Source organism: Grimontia sp. THUN1695, assembly GCF_059704325.2.
The window spans coordinates 1,466,034-1,488,581 of the sequence record NZ_AP046577.1 but is presented as its reverse complement, the minus strand read 5'-3'; the positions used below and the strand labels follow the sequence as shown (position 1 = coordinate 1,488,581).

At 48.8% G+C, this 22,548-nt stretch carries 18 protein-coding genes and 1 pseudogene; 14 read left to right on the top strand and 5 right to left on the bottom strand.

Annotation, left to right across the window (positions count from 1 at the left end):
• Positions 1-103 precede the first annotated feature (103 nt).
• Genes cmoM through mukB form a run of 4 tightly spaced genes read left to right on the top strand, consistent with a single transcriptional unit; the run spans position 104 to position 7,398 of the window.
• Positions 104-886 (top strand): tRNA uridine 5-oxyacetic acid(34) methyltransferase CmoM, encoded by a 783-nt coding sequence (gene cmoM, locus AC6IB1_RS10260; RefSeq protein WP_497568952.1) that lies wholly within the window; start codon positions 104-106, stop codon positions 884-886.
• Positions 887-915: 29 nt separating this feature from the next.
• The gene (gene mukF, locus AC6IB1_RS10255) at positions 916-2,238 is read left to right on the top strand and encodes a chromosome partition protein MukF (protein WP_497568951.1); all 1,323 of its coding nucleotides are present in this window, start codon (positions 916-918) and stop codon (positions 2,236-2,238) included.
• A complete protein-coding gene (gene mukE / locus AC6IB1_RS10250) occupies positions 2,219-2,941 on the top strand; it encodes a chromosome partition protein MukE (RefSeq protein WP_497568950.1) in 723 nt (240 codons plus the stop codon). Before mukF ends, mukE begins: the two co-directional genes overlap by 20 nt.
• Positions 2,938-7,398 (top strand): chromosome partition protein MukB, encoded by a 4,461-nt coding sequence (gene mukB, locus AC6IB1_RS10245; RefSeq protein WP_497568949.1) that lies wholly within the window; start codon positions 2,938-2,940, stop codon positions 7,396-7,398. The genes mukE and mukB overlap by 4 nt, the downstream gene beginning before the upstream one ends.
• A gap of 61 nt (positions 7,399-7,459) precedes the next feature.
• Here the strand turns inward: mukB and AC6IB1_RS10240 are convergent, their stop codons facing one another.
• Together AC6IB1_RS10240 and AC6IB1_RS10235 are read right to left on the bottom strand one after the other, a co-directional pair.
• Positions 7,460-9,775 (bottom strand): methyl-accepting chemotaxis protein, encoded by a 2,316-nt coding sequence (locus tag AC6IB1_RS10240; protein WP_497568948.1) that lies wholly within the window; start codon positions 9,773-9,775, stop codon positions 7,460-7,462.
• Positions 9,776-10,099: 324 nt separating this feature from the next.
• Positions 10,100-10,600, bottom strand: a complete 501-nt coding sequence (locus AC6IB1_RS10235) for a GNAT family N-acetyltransferase (RefSeq protein WP_497568947.1) — start codon at positions 10,598-10,600, stop codon at positions 10,100-10,102.
• Between the two features lie 122 nt (positions 10,601-10,722).
• On the opposite strand from AC6IB1_RS10235, the pseudogene AC6IB1_RS10230 reads away from it, so the two are divergent.
• A pseudogene (locus tag AC6IB1_RS10230) lies at positions 10,723-10,873 on the top strand (aldo/keto reductase); the annotation flags it as partial.
• Positions 10,874-10,936: 63 nt separating this feature from the next.
• Here AC6IB1_RS10230 and AC6IB1_RS10225 read toward each other — a convergent pair.
• Positions 10,937-11,437, bottom strand: a complete 501-nt coding sequence (locus AC6IB1_RS10225) for a MarR family winged helix-turn-helix transcriptional regulator (RefSeq protein WP_497568946.1) — start codon at positions 11,435-11,437, stop codon at positions 10,937-10,939.
• A gap of 461 nt (positions 11,438-11,898) precedes the next feature.
• On the opposite strand from AC6IB1_RS10225, the gene AC6IB1_RS10220 reads away from it, so the two are divergent.
• The 7 genes from AC6IB1_RS10220 to AC6IB1_RS10190 all read left to right on the top strand — a co-directional run bounded on the left by AC6IB1_RS10220 (position 11,899) and on the right by AC6IB1_RS10190 (position 20,151).
• Complete coding sequence (locus AC6IB1_RS10220; protein WP_497568945.1) at positions 11,899-13,152, top strand: imelysin family protein; 1,254 nt, start codon at positions 11,899-11,901, stop codon at positions 13,150-13,152.
• Between the two features lie 84 nt (positions 13,153-13,236).
• Entirely contained in the window at positions 13,237-14,622 is a 1,386-nt protein-coding gene (locus tag AC6IB1_RS10215; RefSeq protein WP_497568944.1) for a di-heme oxidoredictase family protein, read from the top strand.
• 11 nt (positions 14,623-14,633) lie between these two features.
• Positions 14,634-15,659, top strand: a complete 1,026-nt coding sequence (locus AC6IB1_RS10210; RefSeq protein ID WP_497568943.1) for an imelysin family protein — start codon at positions 14,634-14,636, stop codon at positions 15,657-15,659.
• A 3-nt stretch (positions 15,660-15,662) separates the two neighbouring features.
• The gene (locus AC6IB1_RS10205; protein WP_497568942.1) at positions 15,663-16,742 is read left to right on the top strand and encodes a DUF1513 domain-containing protein; all 1,080 of its coding nucleotides are present in this window, start codon (positions 15,663-15,665) and stop codon (positions 16,740-16,742) included.
• 102 nt (positions 16,743-16,844) lie between these two features.
• Positions 16,845-18,476, top strand: a complete 1,632-nt coding sequence (locus AC6IB1_RS10200) for a L,D-transpeptidase family protein (RefSeq protein WP_497568941.1) — start codon at positions 16,845-16,847, stop codon at positions 18,474-18,476.
• Positions 18,477-18,782: 306 nt separating this feature from the next.
• Positions 18,783-19,325 (top strand): peptidoglycan L,D-endopeptidase MepK, encoded by a 543-nt coding sequence (gene mepK / locus AC6IB1_RS10195; protein WP_497569126.1) that lies wholly within the window; start codon positions 18,783-18,785, stop codon positions 19,323-19,325.
• A gap of 172 nt (positions 19,326-19,497) precedes the next feature.
• Positions 19,498-20,151 carry an MBL fold metallo-hydrolase gene (locus tag AC6IB1_RS10190; protein WP_497568940.1) on the top strand — a complete coding sequence of 218 codons (654 nt, stop codon included), beginning with the start codon at positions 19,498-19,500 and terminating at the stop codon, positions 20,149-20,151.
• A gap of 24 nt (positions 20,152-20,175) precedes the next feature.
• Here AC6IB1_RS10190 and AC6IB1_RS10185 read toward each other — a convergent pair whose 3' ends face one another.
• Positions 20,176-20,865 (bottom strand): DUF2982 domain-containing protein, encoded by a 690-nt coding sequence (locus AC6IB1_RS10185; protein ID WP_497568939.1) that lies wholly within the window; start codon positions 20,863-20,865, stop codon positions 20,176-20,178.
• Positions 20,866-21,191: 326 nt separating this feature from the next.
• Between AC6IB1_RS10185 and AC6IB1_RS10180 the strand changes: the two genes are divergently transcribed.
• Positions 21,192-21,566, top strand: coding sequence for a MarR family transcriptional regulator (locus AC6IB1_RS10180; RefSeq protein ID WP_497568938.1), 375 nt, complete (start codon positions 21,192-21,194; stop codon positions 21,564-21,566).
• 64 nt (positions 21,567-21,630) lie between these two features.
• Positions 21,631-21,846: a hypothetical protein gene (locus AC6IB1_RS10175; RefSeq protein WP_497568937.1), complete on the top strand. Its 216-nt coding sequence runs from the start codon at positions 21,631-21,633 to the stop codon at positions 21,844-21,846.
• A gap of 55 nt (positions 21,847-21,901) precedes the next feature.
• On the opposite strand, the gene AC6IB1_RS10170 is transcribed toward AC6IB1_RS10175, so the two are convergent.
• Positions 21,902-22,408 (bottom strand): hypothetical protein, encoded by a 507-nt coding sequence (locus tag AC6IB1_RS10170; RefSeq protein ID WP_497568936.1) that lies wholly within the window; start codon positions 22,406-22,408, stop codon positions 21,902-21,904.
• Positions 22,409-22,548: the final 140 nt, after the last annotated feature.

Sequence of the window (22,548 nt, the reverse complement as noted above, 5' to 3'; positions counted from 1 at the left end):
CCGAAATATAGTCAAACAGGGGTCAGAAAGTGCATCAGGCCTTTATTAACGGCAGCCTTGTGCGAAAATAACCCCCTTAGCAGACAATGATAACGAAGGCACTGTGACAGAGGATAGAAATTTCGACGACATTGCCCACAAATTTGTTAAAAACATCTATGGCTCAGGCAAAGGAGAAATCCGCCAAGCCGTTGTTTGGCAAGATCTCGAATCCATACTTAACCGTTTGGGCGAAGCCAGTTCACTAGACATTTTGGACGCTGGAGGCGGTTTGGCGCAATTATCGCAACAAATCGCACGTCGGGGGCATAACGTCACCTTGTGTGATCTTTCTTCACAGATGCTTGCTCTGGCGGAAAAAGGCATCGAAGAAGCGGGCCTTCTGCCGCAATATCGCTTCGTTCATGCGCCGGTACAGGAAATCGCACGGCATGTTGATAAACAGTTCGATTTGATGCTTTTCCATGCTGTGATGGAATGGCTTGCGGAGCCACGTCACGCGCTGGATGTTGTATTGTCACAAGTTAAGCCGGGCGGTGTTGCGTCAGTCATGTTCTACAACCAAAATGGCCTACTGTTTAAAAACCTTATTTGCGGCAACCTGACCCACGTAGAAGAAGGCATGCCGTATCGTAAACGCTTTAAACTCCAACCTCAGAAAGGTCTCCAGCCGGAAGACGTTTACCAATGGATAGAAGAAGCAGGTTTTACTATTTTTGGGAAAAGTGGTGTCCGCACGTTCCATGACTATATGAAAGACACAAGAACGGGTGAATTTACCTTTGAACAGGTCGTGGCGATGGAGCAAAAGCTCTGCCGCCAGGAACCCTTTATCTCGTTGGGCCGCTACATTCATGTGTACGCGCAGCGTCCCCTCGAAGCATAACGATTATAAGTAGACAACAAGGAAAACGGATGAGCGAATTCTCTCAGACTGTTCCTGAGTTGGTCGGTTGGGTGAAAACGAACGACTTCTCTCTCAATCTACCGCCGGAACGGCTGGCATTTCTCCTTGCCGTTGCTGTGCTCAGCAGCGAGCGCTATGAGGAGGAGCTAGGGGAAGGGGAGCTGATTGATGCATTCCGTATCGTCAGTGACCAATTCGATCAAGCTAGCGAAACTATCGCGTTCCGCGCGAACAATGCCATCAACGACTTGGTACGCAGTCGCCTGCTGAGCCGTTTCACCAGTGAAATGACAGACGGCGCGAGTATTTACCGCCTCACACCGTTGGCGCTGGGGATTAGCGATTATTATGCGCGTCATCGTGAGTACAGTTCCCTGAAACTGTCAATTCAACTGTCCATGGTCGCAGATGAGATTGATAAAGCGCTGGGTGCCGCCGAAGAAAACGGTGATGCAGAGTTCTGGCGAAAAAATGTTTACGGTGTGTTGAAGTATTCTGTGGCGGAAATCTTCGATCGCATCGATTTGAACCAGCGCACCATGGATGAACAACAACAGAAAGTGAAAGACGATATTGCAGCACTGCTGAACCAGGATTGGCAGGCCGCCATTGCCAATTGTGAGCATCTCCTGAACGAAACCTCCAGTACATTGCGTGAACTTCAAGACACCCTGCAATCCGCGGGAGACCAATTGCAATCCCAGTTGTTGAACATTCAAGAGCAGGTTCAGGGCCGTGACGATTTAGATTTCGTTGATGCCATGATTTACAACCTGCAAATGAAGCTGGACCGCATTGTAAACTGGGGGCAGCAGGCGATTGACCTATGGATAGGCTACGACCGCCACGTGCACAAGTTTATTCGTAATGCCATCGACATGGACAAGAACCGTGCGTTCAGCCAGCGCTTGCGCCAGTCGGTGACAGAATATTTTGATAACCCATGGTTCCTGACCTTTGCCGATGCAGAGCGTCTGCGCGATATGCGCGACGAAGCCCTTGTGCTTCGTGACGATGAAGTGACAGGTGAAATGCCGGCAGAGGTTGAATTTGAGGAACTGACACTGGTTAACGACCAATTGAGTGACCAAATTGCAGACATGCTTTCCCGCCACCGCGCAACAGGTGAAGGCATTGATTTGGGCGTGGTACTGAAAAACTATCTGGCTCAACACCCAAGAGCCCGCCATTTCGATTTAGCGAGACTCGTGATCAATCAGGCGGTTCGCCTCGGTTACTCGCAGTCTGATATGAATGCAATCCAGCCGGACTGGCAGGCAATTAACGATTACGGAGCCAAGGTACAAGCAAATGTCATCGATAAATATTGAAGAATTTATGCCGGAAGAATTGGCCAAGGCGATTGCCAATCCGTTGTTTCCGGCGTTGGATAGTGCATTGCGTGCTGGCCGCCATATTGCCAGCGAAGATTTGGACAATCACGCCTACCTGATTGAGTTTGAAACGCCCCTGCAGCATTTCTATCAGCGCTACAACACAGAACTGGTTCGTGCGCCTGAAGGTTTCTTTTACTTGCGACCTCGTTCGACGTCACTGATTGGCCGCAGTGTACTGTCAGAGCTCGACATGCTGGTGGGCAAGGTGTTGTGTTTCCTTTACCTGAGTCCAGAGCGGTTGGCACAGGAAGGGATTTTTACCACCCAGGAGCTGTTTGATGAGCTGCTGACACTGGCAGACGAAAAGAAACTGATGAAACTGGTGACGCTGCGTGCGTCAGGTTCAGATCTTGATCGTGAAAAACTGTTCGATAAAGTGAAGACCTCCCTGCGCCGTCTTCGCCGTATCGGGATGATTGTGCCCATCGGTGAGAACGGTAAATTCCGTGTCAGCGAAGCGACTTTCCGTTTTGGCGCGGATGTGCGTGCTGGCGATGATATCCGTGAGGCGCAGCTTCGCCTGATCCGCGACGGTGAAGCGGTGATCCATCCGCAAGAACACGTGCAAACCAGTCTACTAAAAGATGAAGAGTTCGATGAAGAAGGTACAGAGCACGATCAGGAGGCACAGGCATGACCCAGCGCGGTAAATTTCAATCGCTGACCATGGTCAACTGGAACGGTTTCTTTGCCCGTACGTTTGACATCGATAACCTGGTCACAACCTTGTCAGGGGGTAACGGTGCAGGTAAATCCACCACCATGGCAGCGTTCATCACAGCCATGATCCCAGACCAAAGCCTGCTGCACTTTCGTAATACCACTGAAGCAGGAAGCTCGTCTGCATCACGTGATAAAGGCCTGCACGGTAAACTGAAACCGGGCGCCTGTTATGCGGCGCTGGATGTGGTCAACTCACGTAACCAGCGCATCTTGTTTGGTGTGCGTTTGCAGCAGGTTGCCGGTCGTGACAAGAAGGTGGATATCAAGCCCTTCATCGTTCAGGGTTTGCCATCCGGCGTGAAGCCAACCGACATTCTTATCGAGACGGTATCTGCCAATCAGGTGCGCGTTCGTCAACTGAATGAAGTGAAAGACGCACTGGCGGACTACGACACGGCACATTTCAAGGCGTTCAATTCCGTCACCGACTATCATGCGCAGATGTTTGAATTCGGTGCACTGCCGAAAAAACTGCGTAACAGCAGCGATCGCTCCAAGTTCTACCGCCTGATTGAAGCGTCGCTGTATGGGGGCATTTCAAGCGCCATTACCAAGTCCCTGCGTGACTATCTGCTGCCTCAAAACGGCGGGGTGAAGAAAGCCTTCCAGGATATGGAAGTGGCGCTTCGCGAAAACCGTATGACGTTGGAAGCGATCAAGCTGACCCAACGTGACCGTGACCTGTTTAAACATCTGATCACTGAGTCCACCAACTATGTGGCGTCAGACTACATGCGCCATTCAAACGAGCGTCGTAAGAAGCTTGAACTGGCCCTGCAACGCCGTGGCGAGCTGCTTGGTTCCCGTCGCCAGCTGGATGACTTCCAAGCCACGTTTGGTCGCATGACGGATGAACTGGATGCGTTGACCGAAAGTCAGACTCACTTGGAGCAAGACTATCAGGCGGCATCGGATCACCTGCAACTGGTGCAAACAGCAGTGCGCCAGCAAGAGAAAGTAGAGCGATACCAGGAAGATCTGGAAGAACTGGCAGTCCGTCTTGAAGAGCAGATGATGGTGGTGGAAGAAGCCACTGAACAGCTCAGCATAGCAGAAGAGCTGGCGCACCTCAGCGAAGAGGAAGTGGACAGCTTGAAAACCCAGCTGGCAGATTACCAGCAAGCATTGGACATGCAGCAAACCCGCGCTCTGCAATACCAACAGGCGGTTAAAGCGCTGGAAAAAGCCCGTGAGTTGACAGGCAATGATGCGCTGTCACAAGAGAATGCCGCTGAATATCTGGCGTCACTGAAAGCGCAGGAAGAAGCACAAACGTCTGAGCTTCTCAGCCTGAAGCACAAGCTGGATTTGTCTTCTGCTGCCGCGAAACAGTTTGATCGTGGTCTTGAGTTGGTTCGCAGCATTGCTGGCGAGGTCAGCCGTTCTGATGCTGGTGCGAAAGCGCGTGAAGTGATTGCCAAAGGCCGCGAATTTGCCAACCTGGCGGCGAATGCTGAACAGCTGACTTCACAACACCGCGATCTCGAACGCCAGATGCGCAGTCTCCAGCAAGCAAAAGCCCTGTCTGAGCAATACCAGCGCCAGTTCAATGAAACCGTAGAATCTGAAGAAGCGGTAGAGCTGGAAATGGCCCGCCAGCAGGCGCGTTTGGAATCAGCGGAAGACGTAGTGGGCGAGCAAGCCGAGAAAGTTCGGGAACTGCAACGCAGTGAAAACGACATCAACGCAAAAGCTGCCCAGTTTGAAAAAGTGGCACCGGCCTGGATTGCCGCACAGGAAGCACTGGAAAAGCTTGCAGAGCAAACCGGCGAAGAGCTGTACGACAGTCAGTCGGTGCTGGATACCATGCAGCGCGTGATGGCGGATGAGCGTGAAACCATCACCACCCGCGACAAGCTGCAAGCAGAGAAACAGGCGCTGGAAGCAGAAATCGAACGTCTGGCACAGCCAGGCGGCAGCGATGATGCGCGCCTGCAATCTCTGGCTGACACCCTGGGCGGTACGCTGCTGTCTGAAATCTACGATGACATTACCCTCGATGACGCGCCGTATTTCTCTGCGCTTTATGGCCCAGCACGTCACGCGATTGTGGTGCCGGACCTGAAAGGCATTAAAGACAAGCTGCTGGATCTGGATGACTGTCCGGAAGATCTTTATATCATTGAAGGGGATGCAGACGGCTTTGACGACAGCGTTTTTGACGTTGAAGAGCTGGAAGATGCGGTTTGTGTTCACCTCAATGACCGCCAGCTTCGTTATTCACGTTTCCCGAAAATTCCGCTGTTTGGCCGGGCGGCGCGTGAGCACCGTTTAGAAACCCTGCGTGAAAAACGTGAAGAGCTGGTCGAGAACTACGCCAAAGCTTCATTTGATGCCCAGAAGCTCCAGCGCCTGACCCAAAGCTTCAACCAGTTCGTGTCTAACCACATGAATGTGGCGTTCAACGAAGACCCAGAAGCGGCGCTGAAAGATCTGCGCGAGCAACGTAGCAACGTCCAGCGCCAGCTAGTACAGTTGCGTGAAAGCGAACAGCAGGTTCGCAGCCAGTTAACCGGTGCAAAAGAAGCGATTGCGCTGCTGAACAAGCTCCAGCACGTCGTGAACGCGCTGGAAGATGACACGTTGGAAGCGCGTCTGGAAGAAGTGGAAAGCCGTTTGTCTCAGGCAGACGAAGCGCGTCACTTCACCCGTGAACACGGCAAAGCGCTGGCGGAGCTGGAGAATCTGGTTTCAACACTGGACGCTGACCCAGAGCAGTTTGATGCCTTGAATGCAGCCTACCAGCAAGCTGACGAAACCCTGCAAACCCTGAAAAAGACACTGTTTGCCTTGTCTGATCTGGTTGAGCGCCGTCACCACTTTGGTTATGCCGATGCGGTAGCGCTGCTGGATAAAAGCAGTGAGCTGAACGAGCAGCTGAAAGCGAAACTGGTTGATGCAGAGCGTGCGCGTACCCGTTCACGCGAACAGGTGAAGCAGGTGCGTGAGCAAGTGAACCAGTACAATCAGGTGCTGATCTCCCTGAAGAGCTCGCATCAGGCGAAACAGGAAACTGTCGCGGAATTCAGACGTGAGCTGGCAGAACTGGGTGTCCGTGCTGACGTAGAGGCAGAAGAGCGCGCACGCATCCGCCGTGACGAACTGAATACCCAGCTTTCCCAGTCCCGCAACCGTAAGAGCGAACTGGAGAAAGGCCTGACCTCGATTGAGCTGGAGATGAAATCTCTGGTGAAAACGCTGAAAAAAGCAGGCAAGGAATACACCGATCTGCGTACCTTTGTGGTCAACGCAAAAGCGGGCTGGATGGATGTGCTGAAAATTGCGCGCAGCAGCAACGTTGAGAAGCAACTGAATCGTCGTGAAATGGCGTACATGTCCGCTGAAGAATTGCGTTCGCTGTCGGATAAGTCACTGGGAGCGCTGCGTCTGGCGGTGGCGGACAATGAAACCCTGCGTGATGCCCTGCGTGCTTCTGAAGACATAGCAAGACCAGAGCGCAAAGTGCTGTTCTACGTGGCGGTTTACCAGCACCTGCGTGAGCGTATCCGTCACGATATCATTCGTACTGACGATCCGGTCGAAGCGATTGAAGAGATGGAAGTGGAGTTGGCGCGCCTGACTGAAGAGCTGACCCAGCGCGAGAAACGTTTGGCGATCAGCTCTGAGTCTGTGGCTAACATCATCCGTAAGACGATTCAGCGCGAGCAAAACCGTATCCGCCTGTTGAACCAAGGCTTGTCTAATATCGCCTTTGGTCAGGTAAAAGGGGTGCGCCTGAATGTGTCGATTCGCGAAACCCACGCCCAGTTGCTGGAAGGGTTGGCAGAGAAAGCGGAACAGCATCAGGACTTGTTTGGGAATAACCGTTTGACCTTCTCGGAAGCAATGGCGAAGCTGTTCCAGCGTCTGAACCCGCATATCGATCTGGGTCAACGTTCGCCGCAGGTTCTCGGTGAAGAGCTTTTGGATTACCGCAATTATCTGGAGCTGGGTATCGAAGTAAACCGTGGTACAGACGGTTGGTTGCAGGCAGAGTCCGGCGCACTGTCAACCGGTGAGGCGATCGGTACCGGCCAGGCTATCCTGCTGATGGTGGTACAGAGCTGGGAAGAAGAGTCCCGACGCTTGCGTGGTAAGGACGTGATCCCATGTCGTCTGCTGTTCCTTGATGAGGCAGCGCGTCTGGATGCGAAGTCAATTTCGACTTTGTTCGAGCTTTGTCACCGTCTGGATATGCAGCTTTTGATTGCTGCGCCTGAAAACATCAGTCCGGAGCAGGGCACTACCTATAAGCTGGTACGTAAGATCTTTAACGATAAAGAGCACGTGCACGTTGTTGGGTTGCGAGGCTTCGGTGACATGGCGAAAACCAGCAGTCCCATTCAGGAAACGTTGGAAATCGCAGAGTAACGGATAACACCCAAAGTTGAGGCCAGCAGATGCTGGCCTTTTTGCGTTTCAGGTGTCTTCATCAGGCAATTTTGAATATGCCAATTTGCTCGGTCAGTTTCTTCGCCTGTTCATTGATGCTAAGCGCGGTATCGTCTGTGCTGACGGTGCGTTCAGAGACGTTTTCTGACGAGCGGGCAATGTTGGTGACATTCTCTGTGATCTCTTCTGTTACGGATGACTGCTCAGTAGCGGCAGTGGCGATCTGGGTGTTCATATCATTGATGTCCGCCATCATGTTCGTGATTTGCTCAAGCATGTCATTGTTACGGTTACAATTGTCTACACTGCTCGCCACGAATTGGTTGGCACCATGGATACCATTGACCACTTTCTTGGTTTCAGCCTGAAGTGATTCTACTTTCGCCCGGATCTCTTCGGTTGAGGTTTGTGTGCGGATCGCTAAAGAGCGCACCTCATCGGCGACGACAGCAAACCCCCGACCTTGTTCACCTGCCCGTGCCGCTTCTATCGCTGCGTTGAGCGCCAGTAGGTTAGTTTGTTCGGCGATGTCTTGGATCACATCCAATACCGAGCCGATCGAATGACTCTCAGAAGAAAGTCGCTCCATCGATTGTGTGGCTTCATTCATCTTCTCTGAAAGGGACGATATTTCATGCACCAGTTGTTTTCCTACGTCAGCACTTTGCTTCACTGATTGCATGACATCTTCGGAAGACACGGAGGCGGTGTTGGCAAAGTGAGCCACTTCAGAGATAGACGCACTCATCTCGGTTGCCGCCGCTGCTACCTGGCTTGAGTTGGCCGCTTGCTGGTCGACTTCATAGCGCATAGAGCTGATATTTTCCTGAATATCGGAAGAAGCGATGCCCAGAGACTTAACCGTGCTGTCTGCACCTTTAATCAAGTGCATAAAGTCATCAAGCATAGCATTCATTGATGATGACAGCTGTGCGATTTCGTCCTTTCCTTTTGTATTTAGCCGCACAGTCAGATCATGGTGGGTGGCGATAGTCGTAATATGATGTGTTAGTGCCACAATGGGTCTGCTGATGCTGGAAGCCATCAACCAGGCACAAATGATCGCGATAGCGATGATGACAACGCCCGTGATGCCAGCAGCCTGATGTAAGGTAGATTGCAAAGCATGAACATTCGCCAGTGCTTCTTGCTTGCTGATTTCTGCGATCAGCCCCCATTGTGTGTCAAGAATTTTAATGGGTGTGTAAGCCGCAAATACAGTACTTCCAAGATGGTTTTCAGAGGTAACAAATCCTTTCTTACCATCGAGTGCCTGGTCAGCATGTTTAGAGTTTACTGGTTGCTGGCCTGTTGATGAATTTGTGGTTGATATGCGTTCGATGACGTTGGGTGAAACCCCTGCATCTCCGAGGTGTTTTAGGTATTCATCTTTGTTGTCTACCAGCATCCGAGCTTGAGACCGCATTAAACCATCAGAACCCACTAAAAACAGTTCGCCGGATTCACCCATGCCGTTCTCACGCCACTTACCATTAGATGTCATGATGCTGTTAATGGTGTCGATGGGCATTTGGAACGCTAACACACCCACATGTTTACCCTCCTTGATCACCGGGGTACCAATAAACGACGCTGGGCTGTCGTATGACGGATAGTAAGGTTTAAAGTCGACGAAGGCGAACTCACCTTTATTCAAATCCTTCGCACCGATAAATGCCTCTGCGAGCCCACTGTTTTTATAAGGGCCAGTTTGCAGGTTGGTTGCGTAGTCGAGTTCTTTAAACACGGAATAAACCACATTACCGGCGTTGTCGATCAGGAAAATATCGTAATAGCCAAAAGATTCCAGGAAGGTACGGTAGTTATTATGGAACACTTCATGTACTTCACTGTATATCGTGCCATCGTTAGCTTTATCCAGTAGATGTTTGCTACCGAGAGGGTTTTTATTCAGGCCGATATACGCCTGTTGGAGCAATAATCCATTTAGGTCAATATCGTTGAGGTTGGTCAGTGCATTTGTTGGTTCGTTGTTGGTCTCCTGATAGACAGCGGCAAATGCATTCTGGTAATAGTCTTTCAATATCGCGGCCTGATTGGATTTAGGAAACGTTTCTGTCGCGACGCTATTGAAGCCTTGTGAAAATTGCACCATGGCGTCTTCTGTCATGGTCGAGTTTGCCAAATTTATTAGCTGTTTACTGATATTGGTGAAGTAGTTTTCTACTTCTGACTTTTTCACTTCCCGCACCGAAAGTAATTGATTCTCTATCTGTTTTTCCATGGCATTTGTTGATGCATCAATGGCCGTGGTAGCGAGTAGTCCCGCTGTGGCTATTACCGCTGTTGCGCTGATAGCAACAAACGCCATTTTTATTTTTGATGAAATATTCATGTCGACATTGCCCTACGATAAATCCCGAAAATAAGAATCCTTGTAAGTGTAGGAAACAATTGACGTTAAAAGGGGGGACTTTGACGGTAATATTATTGGGTTAACTATTAATACCATGAATTTAAAAGAAATTTAAATTAACCTTTAAAGGTCATTGGGATAGACGAACGTCTTTATGTAAGCCGATACGTGAATCAAAAGGGATTGTCTGTATTATCAGTCTTTCGGTGAGGTTTGATTCTGTATTAAATGTCAGGCGATCTTCATTCGAAAGGCCACCTGATGTTTAGCATGTAGATTAACGGTGTTGTACCTGATTTTTTGTCATAACGTTATTTTTTCCAACATGGCGACGGAGTGGAACTGTCCAAATTTGTATCCAACATCTGTCAAGATACCCACTTGTTTGAAGCCAAATTTCTCGTGCAGTTTCATCGAGGCTGTGTTGGGTAAGGTGATCAAGGAATAGGCGCGACAGATTGGTGATGATGCTATCTCTTCCAAAAGCGCTGCCATTAATTCAGAGCCTAGCCCTTTAGCCCTGCGCTCAGGATGGAGATAAATGGTAATTTCACTGCTGACGTTAAACGCCTGTTTTTCACGGAACTCACTGTTATAGGCAAAACCCACAATTTCACCGCTCTCACTTTCTTTAACCAGTACATGATAATACCCATTGCTGCGTTGGAGTTTGTCCAGCCAGCGTTGACGACGCTCGAGTGTCCAGGAGGCGTAGTCGAAAGTAATACAGGTTTGTGTAACGTAATGGTTGTAGATCTCATTGATCGCAGGTAAGTCAGCATGTTGCGCTTTTCTGATGGTCATAGTGCTTCCCAGCATTCCTTGTAATCCCTTGAATATATACCGAACAGGTTAACGAAAGATATGGGTTAATCCGTTTCCAATGGCCTGTTTCCTTCGTAAAAAGTGGCAGGGTTTAGTGTTAGATTGGTGCTTTTGTGTTACGCCATCCTAGAAAACCGCTGCCCATTGTCGTTTTTGGTAAAATTGAGCGTGTGAAGTCAGCAGTAAAAGCGATGTCGTTATTGCTCAGTCGCGAGCAGTGGTGTGGCAAGCAAAGGTCACGGTGTGCCTTAGGCCGTTTGATAAGGGGTTAGTTAAGCACCAAGCAAAGAAGAGCCCGGCTGGGCTCTTCTTATTTTAATGATTCTGTTCTTCGCGTCTTTTCTCGGCAGAGGTCAGGGAAGTGACCTCGAGCAGTGGGGCCGCATCGATACTGTCGGCATTCATCATCGAAGAGATCCGCTGCACAGACGAAATCAATAATGACTGCTCCCATTCTTCCAATGCCTGAAAGCGGGAAATAAAGCTCTCTTGCAAAGGTTTGGGGGCTTGTTCAAGGGCCGCTAAGCCTTCGGGCGTCAGGTGCGCATGAACTTTTCGTTTGTCCAGATTGCTTCTGACCCGCACAATGAGATTGCGACTTGCTAATCTGTCAAGAATAGTTGTCGCTGTGGCCTGGCTCATGTTGGTGTGGCTGGAAAGCTTACGGATGGTGACTTCACCCAGTTCCTGAATGGCCCTCATCAAGACCAGTTGGGGGCCAGTCAAGCCTGCTTCTTTATTTAGTTTTCTAGAGTGCAGGTCGATGGCGCGAATGATTTGTCTGAGTGCAACCAGCACCTCTTCGTGCTTCTCCATAGAAGCCTCTCCTTTGTACTGCAGGATGTAAAATGTCGCCGGAATTATCTGTATAAAAGCGCAACATTTAAAGCCCTTTTAAACAGGAATATGGTGACGCAAATTGGGTATACATCTCAAAGAAACCAATAAGAATTCATTTGATATAAAAACAAAGCTTCATCGAATACCCGTCATTGCTTCTCACTTTAGGACAACCTTACACGTTATGGATAACCCGTCTCAAGATATTTGACGTAAAGCCGTCACCGGTGTCATTGATTCTTCTTGCCAGTAGACCGTTATCAACCCCAGAGACATTTCAATATCAGGTAACTCACAGTAAAAACGAGGATTATTGATTTCTCATTAACTTAAATAGTAAAAGCTCTCAATATCATTTGTATTTGCATTGATCTGGGTGTAATAATTGTTACCTCTTGCAATGAATTGTTACAACTCTACATATTCAAGGAATGATTATGACCCGTTTATCACTGGGCATTGCCTGCTCGATATGGATTTTGTCTTCTAACGTTAATGCTGCAACACCCACACCCAATGATGTCGTCTCACATTATGCTGATTTGGCCCACGCGGTATTTGTCGATGCGCACACTTCCGCCAAGCAACTAGATGTCGCCATCGACGAACTGATTAAAAGCCCATCAAATGCCTCTCTGGCGTCGGCGAAAAAAGCTTGGTTGGCAGCGCGTGTGCCTTACCAACAATCTGAGGTATTCCGGTTTGGCAACGCTATTGTTGATGACTGGGAAGGGCAACTGAATGCCTGGCCACTTGATGAAGGCTTGATAGATTATGTCGCGGAGGGTTACCAGTACGAGTTGGGTAACCCTGGTGCTGTTGCCAATATCGTTGCCAATATGTCGTTAACCGTAGGCAGTGAAACCTTGGATGTGTCTACTATTACGCCTGAGCTGATTGCATCGCTTAATGAAATTGGTGGCTCTGAGGCCAATGTGGCCAGTGGCTACCATGCCATTGAGTTTTTGCTTTGGGGACAAGACCTCAACGGGACGAATGCGGGGGCGGGAAACCGTGCATACACGGATTTTTCCTATGGTGAAGCCTGTACCAACGGAAATTGCGAGCGCCGCCGTGATTACCTGAAAGCAGCGTCAGAGTTACTGGTTGAAGATTTGGCCTGGATGGCAAACCAGTGGGCTGCGGATAAAAAAGATAACTACCGCGCCGAACTGATTGCAAACGATGCTAAGCATGGTCTTCGTAAGATGCTATTTGGTATGGGCTCTCTGTCACTGGGAGAGTTGGCGGGGGAGCGGATGAAAGTGGCGCTGGAAGCCAATTCAACAGAAGATGAACATGATTGTTTCTCTGACAATACCCACAATTCGCATTTCTACAATGAGTTGGGCATATACAACGTTCTGACGGGTTCTTACCAACGCATTGATGGCTCTGAACTCTCTGGTCCTTCTCTGTTAGACATGGTGAGAGCGAAGAATGATAAGGCCGCGACAGACATTAAAGCCAACTTCGACAGTGCACGCTCAGCGGTATATGCGCTGGTGGAGTCTGCGGAAAAAGACAATGTTTATTTTGACCAGTTGACTGCTTCTGATAATGCAGTGGGACACAAGCTGGTTAACAACGCCATTTCTGCGCTGGTTGATCAAACCCGAAGCATTGAACAGCTGGCCGGTGAGATTGGTATCAGCAACCTGAATCCAGATACTGCTGACCACGAGTTCTGATCCTTGTTTAACGTGCCGAAGTGTCGCCTCCGGTTTTGGAGGCTTTTGTCATTCCAACAACATCTACGGATTATGGATATTGCGATGAAGTTATCCCGTCTTTTTCCGTCATTGATGCTCATGGTTGCTGCTCAGGTATCAGCGGCAGATATCAAATCCGGTGGTGACACGACAACCACCAAGCAGGGGCCAAACGCTTTTTCCCAGCCCGCGACAAACCTTCCTATGACTGAGCGCATAAACTTTAGCGTCGGTAACAGCTTTTTCCGCAACCCATGGGTCAGCGCCCCGGCGTCAACCGATGCCCGCGATGGCCTTGGGCCACTTTTTAACACCAATGGCTGCCAGAATTGTCATATTAAAGATGGGCGAGGTCACTTGCCTGAACCCGGAGACGTCAATGCCGTATCAATGCTGGTGAGATTGAGTATTCCTGCTTTAACTGACGAACAGAAAAAATCGCTGACCGTCGGTGGGAAAATTCCAGAACCCACTTATGGCGGCCAATTGCAGGATTTTGCATTACCCGGAGAAAAGGCTGAAGGGCAGGTGAGCGTTACCTTTGAAACGTACATGGAAACTTTTGTGGATGGGTATACCGTTGAGCTCAGAAAGCCAATATTGACCATTACTCATCTCGGTTATGGTGAATTGCATCCTCAGGTACAGACATCAGTACGGGTTGCACCGCCCATGATTGGGTTAGGCCTTTTGGAAAATATTCCGGAAGAAACATTGAAAGCCATTGTTGCCGAGCAAGCGTCAGAAGGGAAGGGGATCTCTGGGCGGTTAAATCAGGTATGGGATGTGGCAGCTAACAAAACCGTGTTAGGGCGTTTTGGCTGGAAAGCTGGCCAACCGAGCCTGATGCAGCAAAATGCTGCCGCATTTAACGGTGATCTGGGGCTGACCAGCCATCTATTCATGAGCGAAGATTGCACGTCAGCGCAAGATGTTTGCGAAAGAATGCCAAATGGTGGCCACCCGGAAGTGAGCGAAAAAATCCTGAACTTTGTCGAGTTTTATACCCAACATATTGCGGTGCCAAAGCGGCGCAACCTTGACGATCCCAAGGTCCAGCAAGGTGAACAACTTTTTGCGGAAGCAGGTTGCGGCAGCTGTCATCAACCCATCCTAAAAACCGGGAACAATCCGGCGCGGCCAGCGTTGAGCAACCAGGTTATTCATCCTTTCACGGATCTGTTACTTCATGATATGGGCGAGGGATTAGCGGACAACAGCGGAGAGTTTATTGCCAGCGGTAAGGAGTGGCGAACCCCGCCGCTTTGGGGGCTTGGTTATACCGAAGAAGTCAATGGACACACCCAGTTCCTGCATGATGGACGAGCCAGAAACGTCCTTGAAGCCGTGCTCTGGCATAGTGGTGAAGCGGAGCTGAGCAAGCAGCATGTGCTCGGCTTTGACCAAGAAAAACGAGAAGCACTGGTTGCTTTCCTCAACTCACTCTAAATGGAAAGCCTATGTCATTGAATACATGTAGCACATCAATCTGGTGGCGTTGGGGTTTGGCTGTGACAATGTCACTGTTTACGGGGTGTCATAGTGAGACGAATGACAGGAGGCATAGCGATCCACTGTGGTTAATCCAACGACAAGCTTCTTCTGCGTTTTTGACATCAACATTGGCATTGCAGAAAAGTGTTGTGTCGTTATGCAAAGACATTAACCAAAGCAGCCTGAAAAACGCTCAAGATGACTGGATACAAGCCATGCATGACTGGCAGCCTTTTGTCGGTGGTAATGCGGGTAATGAACAGGCAATGTCAGTGAGCTGGAGTCTTCAGTTTTATCCAGACAAGAAAAATACCACAGGACGCCAACTGAACCAGCTGATCAAAAGTAAGGAGTCTGTCAGTGCGGAAACCCTGTCTGGGAAAAGCGTAGCGGTTCAAGGGCTTGGGGCGATGGAATGGCTTCTTTTTGACCAGGCAAGTGTTGGGGCTATGTCCTCGCGCTGCCCTTTGGCCCAAGCCGTCGCTGCACGTGTGTACCAGTCAGCGCAAGAGATGCATAGAGCATGGAAAAACAATCCTTGGCAGGGCGTTGATAGTAAGCAACATGAGGCTGCAATATTGTCAGGCATGACAACACAATTGGATGCGATTGCGAAAACCTTGTTATTACCCATGGGGAAACCTGGCTTTCCCAAGCCTTACCAAGCGCAGGCATGGCGGTCTGGACAGTCCCTTAGTCTTTTAAAAACGGGACTGGTTGCTTTGCTGCAACGTAACCAGAAAACACTACAACCGCTACTGGCTCAAAAAGGCCACCAGTTGCTTTCTGATCGCGTTACAAAGCATCTATTGCAGGCGATTGAAAGTGTGCCAGATTCGAAGGGAATAGCCCCTTTGCTCGAAGAAAAAGCGGAGTACCAGACGTTGATGGTAACAGTCAATCACCTTCATTACCTCCAGGTCGCGTTGAGTGATGAAGTTGGGCCAAGTCTTGGCTTGGTTGTCGGCTTTAATGCAACCGATGGAGATTAACCCGTGACGGTGAGCGTAACGAGGCGGCGTTTGTTATTTTCCTCGCTGGGCATTTTTTCTGCTGGTGTGTTTGGATGGCTGAAATACCGCCAACATAACAGTGGCCTCCCCGTTTATATAGGTTGCTCTAAAACGATTGCTGGAGATTATGCTGTAACCGCAATCAATGCTGCCGGGGATGTGTGCTACCAAACGCCCTTACCCGATCGTGGATATGGCTTAGCCATTAGCCATGACAAAGCGCATGGGTATGTTTTCTCGCGCAGGCCCGGTAGCTTTTTGCTTGTTTTCGATATTCAATCCGGTCAAATATTGCATGCAATGCCTCCTCCGGAGGGGAAATTCTTTTATGGGCATGGAGATACGGTCCGAAATCATCTCTTTGTGGTGGAGGGGGAACAAGCTTCCAGTGAGGGAGTCATCGGTATTTATTTAAACGAGCCTTCAGGTAGGTTGGTGAGGCAGGGTGAAATGACGGGCTTTGGTGTGGGCCCCCATGAGCTTAAAGTATTGGATGACAAGACACTGGCAGTGGCTGTCGGCGGCATTCTTACTAAAGGCAGGAAACCAGTCAATCTCGATACCATGCAACCTTCACTGGTATTGCTGGACATTAAATCAGGACATGTGAAGGAGCGGTACTATTTACCTGATCCCAAGCTTAGTATCCGTCATCTGGCGATAAGCCGCACAGGAGCCCTTGTTTTTGCCCAGCAATATAAAGGTGAAACCGACAACATTTCCCCATTGTTGGCAATAAAGCGAAAAGGACGTGAAATTACCCCTTTGAAGGCCGGTGTGGAAGAATGGATGCGGTTTAAACAATACATCGGTAGTGTTGCATGTACAGATTCGCAAATCATTGCAACGTCGCCGAGGGGAAATTGTTTTGGCGTTTGGGATCTGGCGTCAGGGGCATTGGTCGAGATGGGAGCATTGGTTGATGCTGCTGGTGCAGCAGGGGCAGGTGAACATTTCGCCTTGAGTTCAGGAAGTGGCCGCGTGGTCATTAAAAAAGAAAGAAAAAGTCTTTTATATCAATCATCTGATATTAATTGGGATAATCATTGGGTCATGCTTTAGGGTGAAGTATTTCTAACTCTTTGTTTTCTAATATTCATAAAAAAACCGTCAGCGAAAACTGCGTTATTTGCCATACTAAGATCTCTATCTCGGAGGTTGCGCATGTTTTTCTCCCATACGCTTTTTTTGACATTGTTTGTATACATTGCTGTTCCAATGTCAGTCGTTGCTTTGGAAATGACAGCGTTGCCAAAAAGCACCTCAGAGCCAGCTATAATGTGGGTCCAGCAAGTTGAGCCTGAGCCCGGTGTTATCGCATATACTGACGATGTTGCCAGAATCTACGAATACTTTTCGTTTACCCCAATCTGGCATGATTACCGCGCGAAAGACGAACTCGAAACCCAGATCAACATTATCTCCCTGGCAGGGATAAGCCAGGATTTTGAATGGCGTGCTGTGCTCCTTCGTGAATTACGAACAAATGGTGATTGGCGAGCCTATGATGTGTTTGCCACCGACAGCCTTCTGGCACTGATCAGTTACATCGAGTCGATACCTGAATTCGGCAAAAGCTGGTATTTCGGTACAGATATCACCCAACCCTTACCAAGCCCGACACTCACACAGTCCAACAAGCTGATCGTTTATGCTGGCAGAAACCGACTTTACGATTTTGTGTATGATCTCCGTCCGGATACCTCACAATATCGCAAGATGGCTAGTGCGATCGTGTCGCTACAGGACAACAAATCAACGAATTGGTTGAAGTTTGCGCAGGGTGGACTGGTTCGGCTGGGAGATAGGCTGGAAGATCCTGACAGCCTGATCACCAATTTGGAACGCCAAGGAGCGCTCAGTGCGTACGATGCCCAGCGTCTGAAAATAGATCAGGTCAACCATTACAACGCCACGCTGGTGGAGGCAGTTAAACGCTTTCAGGAAAACCATGGCCTGAAAAAAGACGGTGTGATTGGTAATAACACCCGCCGGTGGATGAACATGTCCCCGTCATCCCGCATTCAAATACTTGCCCTTAATATGGAGCGCCTTCGCCTTTGGCCGACAGAGCGTGAAAAGATCATATTGGTCAACATTCCAAACTATGAAATGGAGTTTTGGCTTGATCGTAAATTGATTCTTGACAGTAAAGTGGTTGTCGGAAGACCAAGCCGGCGCACCCCCCTGTTTGAATCACGCCTTGATTCGGTTGTTTTTAACCCAAGCTGGAATGTACCGGTAAAGATCATGCGCGAAGATATCTTACCTAAAGTGCAACAAGACAATGAATACCTGAACAAACATTCCTATACCGTGCTGAGTAGCTGGGTCAATGGTTCAGTGATTTCCGCCGAAGAGATTGATTGGGAAACCGTCAGTCCCAATAGCTTTCCATACCGCTTGCAGCAATCCCCCGGCAGCTTTAATGCTCTGGGGCGCTACAAATTCAATACGCCTAATGGCAATGCGATTTATCTTCATGATACGCCGGCAAAAGAACTGTTTAACAAATCCCGCCGGGCTTACAGCTCCGGTTGTATTCGCGTGCAGAAAGCAGAAACCCTGGCTGAAATACTGCTGAACAAATCAGGTAAACGCCTCGGGGATTATGAATACTACCAACGTATTCCGGAAACCAAATGGGTATCACTGCGTCAGAAAATCAGTGTTCACACTATCTACCAGACCGCATGGGTAGAAGAGGGGAAAATACAGTTTAGGGAAGATGTGTACCGCTATGATACGCGCCCAAAGAGAAAGATTAACCTCTCTCTGACCGCCCAAAACCATTAGCCCTGGGGCTCGGCAACATTGCTTGCATTCCCAGTTCAAGACGGGTCAGCGTGACCCACACCTCAGTTACACACTTTTACAAAGCTCTGACAATCTCAAAAACCAACTAAAAATCATTGTTAAATGTCGATTTGGACAACATGCTTCTCATATTTGATACGCATATGGGTTTGATAAACGTTTTCATTCTCGCTAGATTCGGTCGTCTGAATAAATACACCAGAAAAAAGCGCATATTTTACACAAGTAACATTCTTTTATTTTAATTTATAGGTTTTTGGGACACAGTGGGTTGTAATGGATGATTTGGATACACAACGCCGCCGCCTTTTGTTAGGTAGTGCGGCGTGTTTAGTCACGGCGGCTTTACCGCAGGCGGCATTTGCTCTGCCGCTGGCTGCAGGGAAACCTCGTAATTTGGATATGTTCAGCATTAATACGCGTGAACACGTCGATGTTTGTTATTTCAATGGTAAAACTTACCTTGAATCTGAGTTGGGATCATTGAACCATCTGTGCCGGGATCACCGGCGCAACGTTTCTACTGACATGGATCCACGGCTATATGATCAACTGGCCGCAATTTACGACTTCGTAGATGCCAGAAATCCCATCACGATGGTGTCAGGCTACCGTTCTCCGGTTACGAATGAAACGCTGCGTAAACGTGGTGGTGGTCAGGCGAAGAAGAGTTATCACATGACAGGGCAAGCCATCGATTTCTTTATTGAAGATGTTCCTTTGCCAAAATTGCGTAAAGCCGCAGTTGAGCTTCAGGCCGGTGGGGTAGGTTACTACCCGAAAAGTGGCTTTATCCATGTGGATACCGGACCTGTACGGAGTTGGTAACAAGCATTGAACCGAGAAAAGCGTCTCCATAACTAAAAGGCTTTCTTTGAACAGGATCTCCTGCCGACGTCTCCTTCACCGTCTCTTGCTTTAGAAGAAAACGACGCCCGTTAAAATGAAAACGTGAGCGTGATATGCTTTCGTAGATTTTTGCATTTATACGGATTTTCTTATGGCTCTGAAGTACGAAATCGTCCCCGTGACAGGGTTTCAACAAAACTGTTCTATCATTTGGTGTGATAAAACCCACGAAGCTGCATTGGTCGATCCGGGGGGGGATGTATCCAAGCTGGTAGCCAAAGTAAATGATCTTGGCGTGAAAGTGACGAAAGTGCTGTTGACCCATGGCCATCTGGATCATGTTGGCGGTACTGAAGAGGTGCGCTTAGCGTATAACGTGCCTGTGATTGGCCCGGAAAAGCAGGATGCATTCTGGCTTCAGGCGTTGCCAGCCCAAAGCGAGATGTTCGGTTTTGCCCGAACTGAAGCGTTCGAACCCGACCAGTGGTTGGAAGATGGGGATGAAGTGACAATCGGTGAGAGCACATTGAAAGTGATTCATACACCGGGCCACACGCCGGGGCATATTGTATTGTTCAGCGAAGAAGACCGTATCGCATGGGTTGGGGATGTACTGTTCAATGGCAGTATCGGTCGCACGGATTTTCCGAAAGGTGATCACGCTACACTCATCAGTTCCATCAAGGATAAGCTTTTCCCCTTGGGGAATGATATTACTTTTGTGCCGGGGCACGGGCCGACGTCGACATTTGGTATTGAGCGCCAGCAGAACCCGTATGTTGCTGACAATATGCCTATCTGGTAACAGAATCAGGCAATAAACAGGTGTTTAACCCGCTGCGGGCTCGCTGCCCGCAGATGCCAGATATTGACGTGTCAGGCCAACAAAATCTTCCAGCGGCCTGTCCAGCAAGTCTGCACTGACAAAAATATCGTATCCCAATAATTCCCGCGTGTATTTCATCCGGTTAGCCAGCATGGCAACCAATCCTTTGTATACTTTGCCACGGGACGACACATACGGAGTGTCATCAAACATCATATCTTCAAGCTTATTGCTCATTGGTTCTTCAGCCCTGCGATAGGCACTGAGAAGCAACCCACGTTGCTCCATAATGATGTGTCCTGCCAGGCGATAACTGATCCCCTCTAGGAATGGCTCATAATCCTTCAGCTTTATACCGAACCAAGGCAAGGGCTGATGCCAGCCTTCATGAGACACGGAAGGAACACCTATCTGATTGATATTATGCCACTTTACGCTCCACCCTCCCTTTGGGGTATGGTGCTGGATATGCATGGCAGAGAGAGAGAAAGAGAGCCGTTGCTGGTCGATGATGTAACCGATATACATACCGAGTGAGCCAAGCAAAAACAGGCCGATAAGCGCAGGCACGGGTTTTACCTGCGGATTCATAAGAATAAGTGTGACGACCACCATCGCCAGTAACAAGACAGCAATGCGGAAAAACTTACCCACAGGTTGGTGCGGAGGATAGATCAGCAATCGTTTACTCACTGTGTGCTATATTTCCTGTAGTACATTCGTAAAGCTTAGATCGATCACGCCGAGCTATCCTAAATTCCTTGGTCGAAATGCAAACAAAATAGTACAGAGTTTCTGATAGTTGGCTCAACTTTGTATTGCCGATTCCGGTTAGTGCTACAAAACGGCATGGAATTTTGATATAAGACGCGCTTTGTTTTTAACCCTGCTGTATACCGGATTAAAGAGTACAGGCCAGTTTCGGAAGTCAACGCATTCCTAAACAGGCTTTTTTCAGCAATTCGCTTTTGATTGCTGTCGGTATATTGCCATGCATTACGTCGGAGTAGGACGATTTAATGAAAATCTCTCATAAACGCAAAGTTCAGCTTAAGCTTCAAAAACATATCAAAGCAGGTAAATCTGCCGCCGTTGTTGAGAAAAAAGACGTCCCGGTGAAAGCCACTAACACAGCTAAACCGGCAGTTGAGCAGAAAAAAACGGAAGCCGCACCAAAAGCTGTGAGCGTTTCACTGACGCCAAAGCAGCAACAAGTTCTGGACATCGTTCGCCAGAATGCTGACGGCATCAACCCTAAAGCCATTGGTCTGGCAGCCGGCCAAGAAGAAGCGAAAGCCGCTTCATGGGCAACCGGTGCACTGAAGAAATTGAGCGAAGAAGGGATTGTTGAGCGTGTTCAGACAGGCAACAAGGTGTTGTACAAAGCGCTGTAACAGTTCGCCCACCAAACATTTTATCAACCAGCTTTCGGGCTGGTTTTTTCCAAACGAAGCATTCATGCCTTCAGTAACACGCTCGTTGTCTTCAATCTACAGTGACGTGTCAAATATCATCACACTGGTGGAAGAAGCCAGAAAACAGCATATTGTGGTGCTGCATGTTTTTCTTCCTTATGCGCTGGATGTTGATGAACTGGAGAAAATCCGACATAAAACCAGCGCGATCATTACCCCATTTCGGGGAGATCAAGACTTCCTTCAGGTTAGCTTTTGAATCTGTGCGAATTTAAGCCTAAACGCCATCCCCAAAGAGCTGCTTACCGTCATCATTAATGCAGTTGTTCAGGAATACCAGAAATCACAAAACTTGGGGTATGTGGTTCCGGTTGATTGGCAATGATATTGGTAAACTGACTGAAATGACCAAAACCAATGACAGCAGCCGACGTGTCAGACTCCAGAGCTTTTGCCATCAATGCCGCCGCATTATGGGAAGCGGTTGGGCGCGCAATTCGGATCTGAGATTGGTCAATACCCGCTTGGGTAAAAAGAGACAATGAAAAATTTGCTGGCGGTGCGATCAAGGTGATCCATTTGTGATTCTCTGACAAAGGCTTTAGCAATCTCAACAGATACGCCAGCTCACTCAGGTTGTTCTGGTAGACATTCACCGAAATTAAATCATAGGAAACCTGTAAATGATCCACGGTACTTTTGCGTGCTTGCCTGTAACACCGTGTTCCAGTAGCTAAACGGGCATAGTGTGTCCTGACAATCGAGCAATTCGTGTTGGGGTGGCTGGCGGATTGGTTGAATGCAAAAGACGGTTTCATCATTATTTCCTGTATGAACATCCAATACTGTGTTTGTATACAGTAATTATGAACTCGTCAAAAAACAATAGAAAAGTGAAAAACATCGCGAAGTTGATCACGGAAATGATTGGTTGAGGGGAGAAGCAAAAGAGGTTTTTCCT

Bases quoted from the DNA above. Each gene is read 5' to 3' on its own strand.
- mukF (WP_497568951.1), top strand. From the start codon at position 916: ATGAGCGAATTCTCTCAGACTGTTCCTGAGTTGGTCGGTTGGGTGAAA.
- mukE (WP_497568950.1), top strand. From the start codon at position 2,219: ATGTCATCGATAAATATTGAAGAATTTATGCCGGAAGAATTGGCCAAG.
- mukB (WP_497568949.1), top strand. From the start codon at position 2,938: ATGACCCAGCGCGGTAAATTTCAATCGCTGACCATGGTCAACTGGAAC.
- AC6IB1_RS10240 (WP_497568948.1), bottom strand. From the start codon at position 9,775: ATGAATATTTCATCAAAAATAAAAATGGCGTTTGTTGCTATCAGCGCA.
- AC6IB1_RS10235 (WP_497568947.1), bottom strand. From the start codon at position 10,600: ATGACCATCAGAAAAGCGCAACATGCTGACTTACCTGCGATCAATGAG.
- AC6IB1_RS10225 (WP_497568946.1), bottom strand. From the start codon at position 11,437: ATGGAGAAGCACGAAGAGGTGCTGGTTGCACTCAGACAAATCATTCGC.
- AC6IB1_RS10220 (WP_497568945.1), top strand. From the start codon at position 11,899: ATGACCCGTTTATCACTGGGCATTGCCTGCTCGATATGGATTTTGTCT.
- AC6IB1_RS10215 (WP_497568944.1), top strand. From the start codon at position 13,237: ATGAAGTTATCCCGTCTTTTTCCGTCATTGATGCTCATGGTTGCTGCT.
- AC6IB1_RS10210 (WP_497568943.1), top strand. From the start codon at position 14,634: ATGTCATTGAATACATGTAGCACATCAATCTGGTGGCGTTGGGGTTTG.
- AC6IB1_RS10200 (WP_497568941.1), top strand. From the start codon at position 16,845: ATGTTTTTCTCCCATACGCTTTTTTTGACATTGTTTGTATACATTGCT.
- AC6IB1_RS10190 (WP_497568940.1), top strand. From the start codon at position 19,498: ATGGCTCTGAAGTACGAAATCGTCCCCGTGACAGGGTTTCAACAAAAC.
- AC6IB1_RS10180 (WP_497568938.1), top strand. From the start codon at position 21,192: ATGAAAATCTCTCATAAACGCAAAGTTCAGCTTAAGCTTCAAAAACAT.
- AC6IB1_RS10175 (WP_497568937.1), top strand. From the start codon at position 21,631: ATGCCTTCAGTAACACGCTCGTTGTCTTCAATCTACAGTGACGTGTCA.
- AC6IB1_RS10170 (WP_497568936.1), bottom strand. From the start codon at position 22,408: ATGATGAAACCGTCTTTTGCATTCAACCAATCCGCCAGCCACCCCAAC.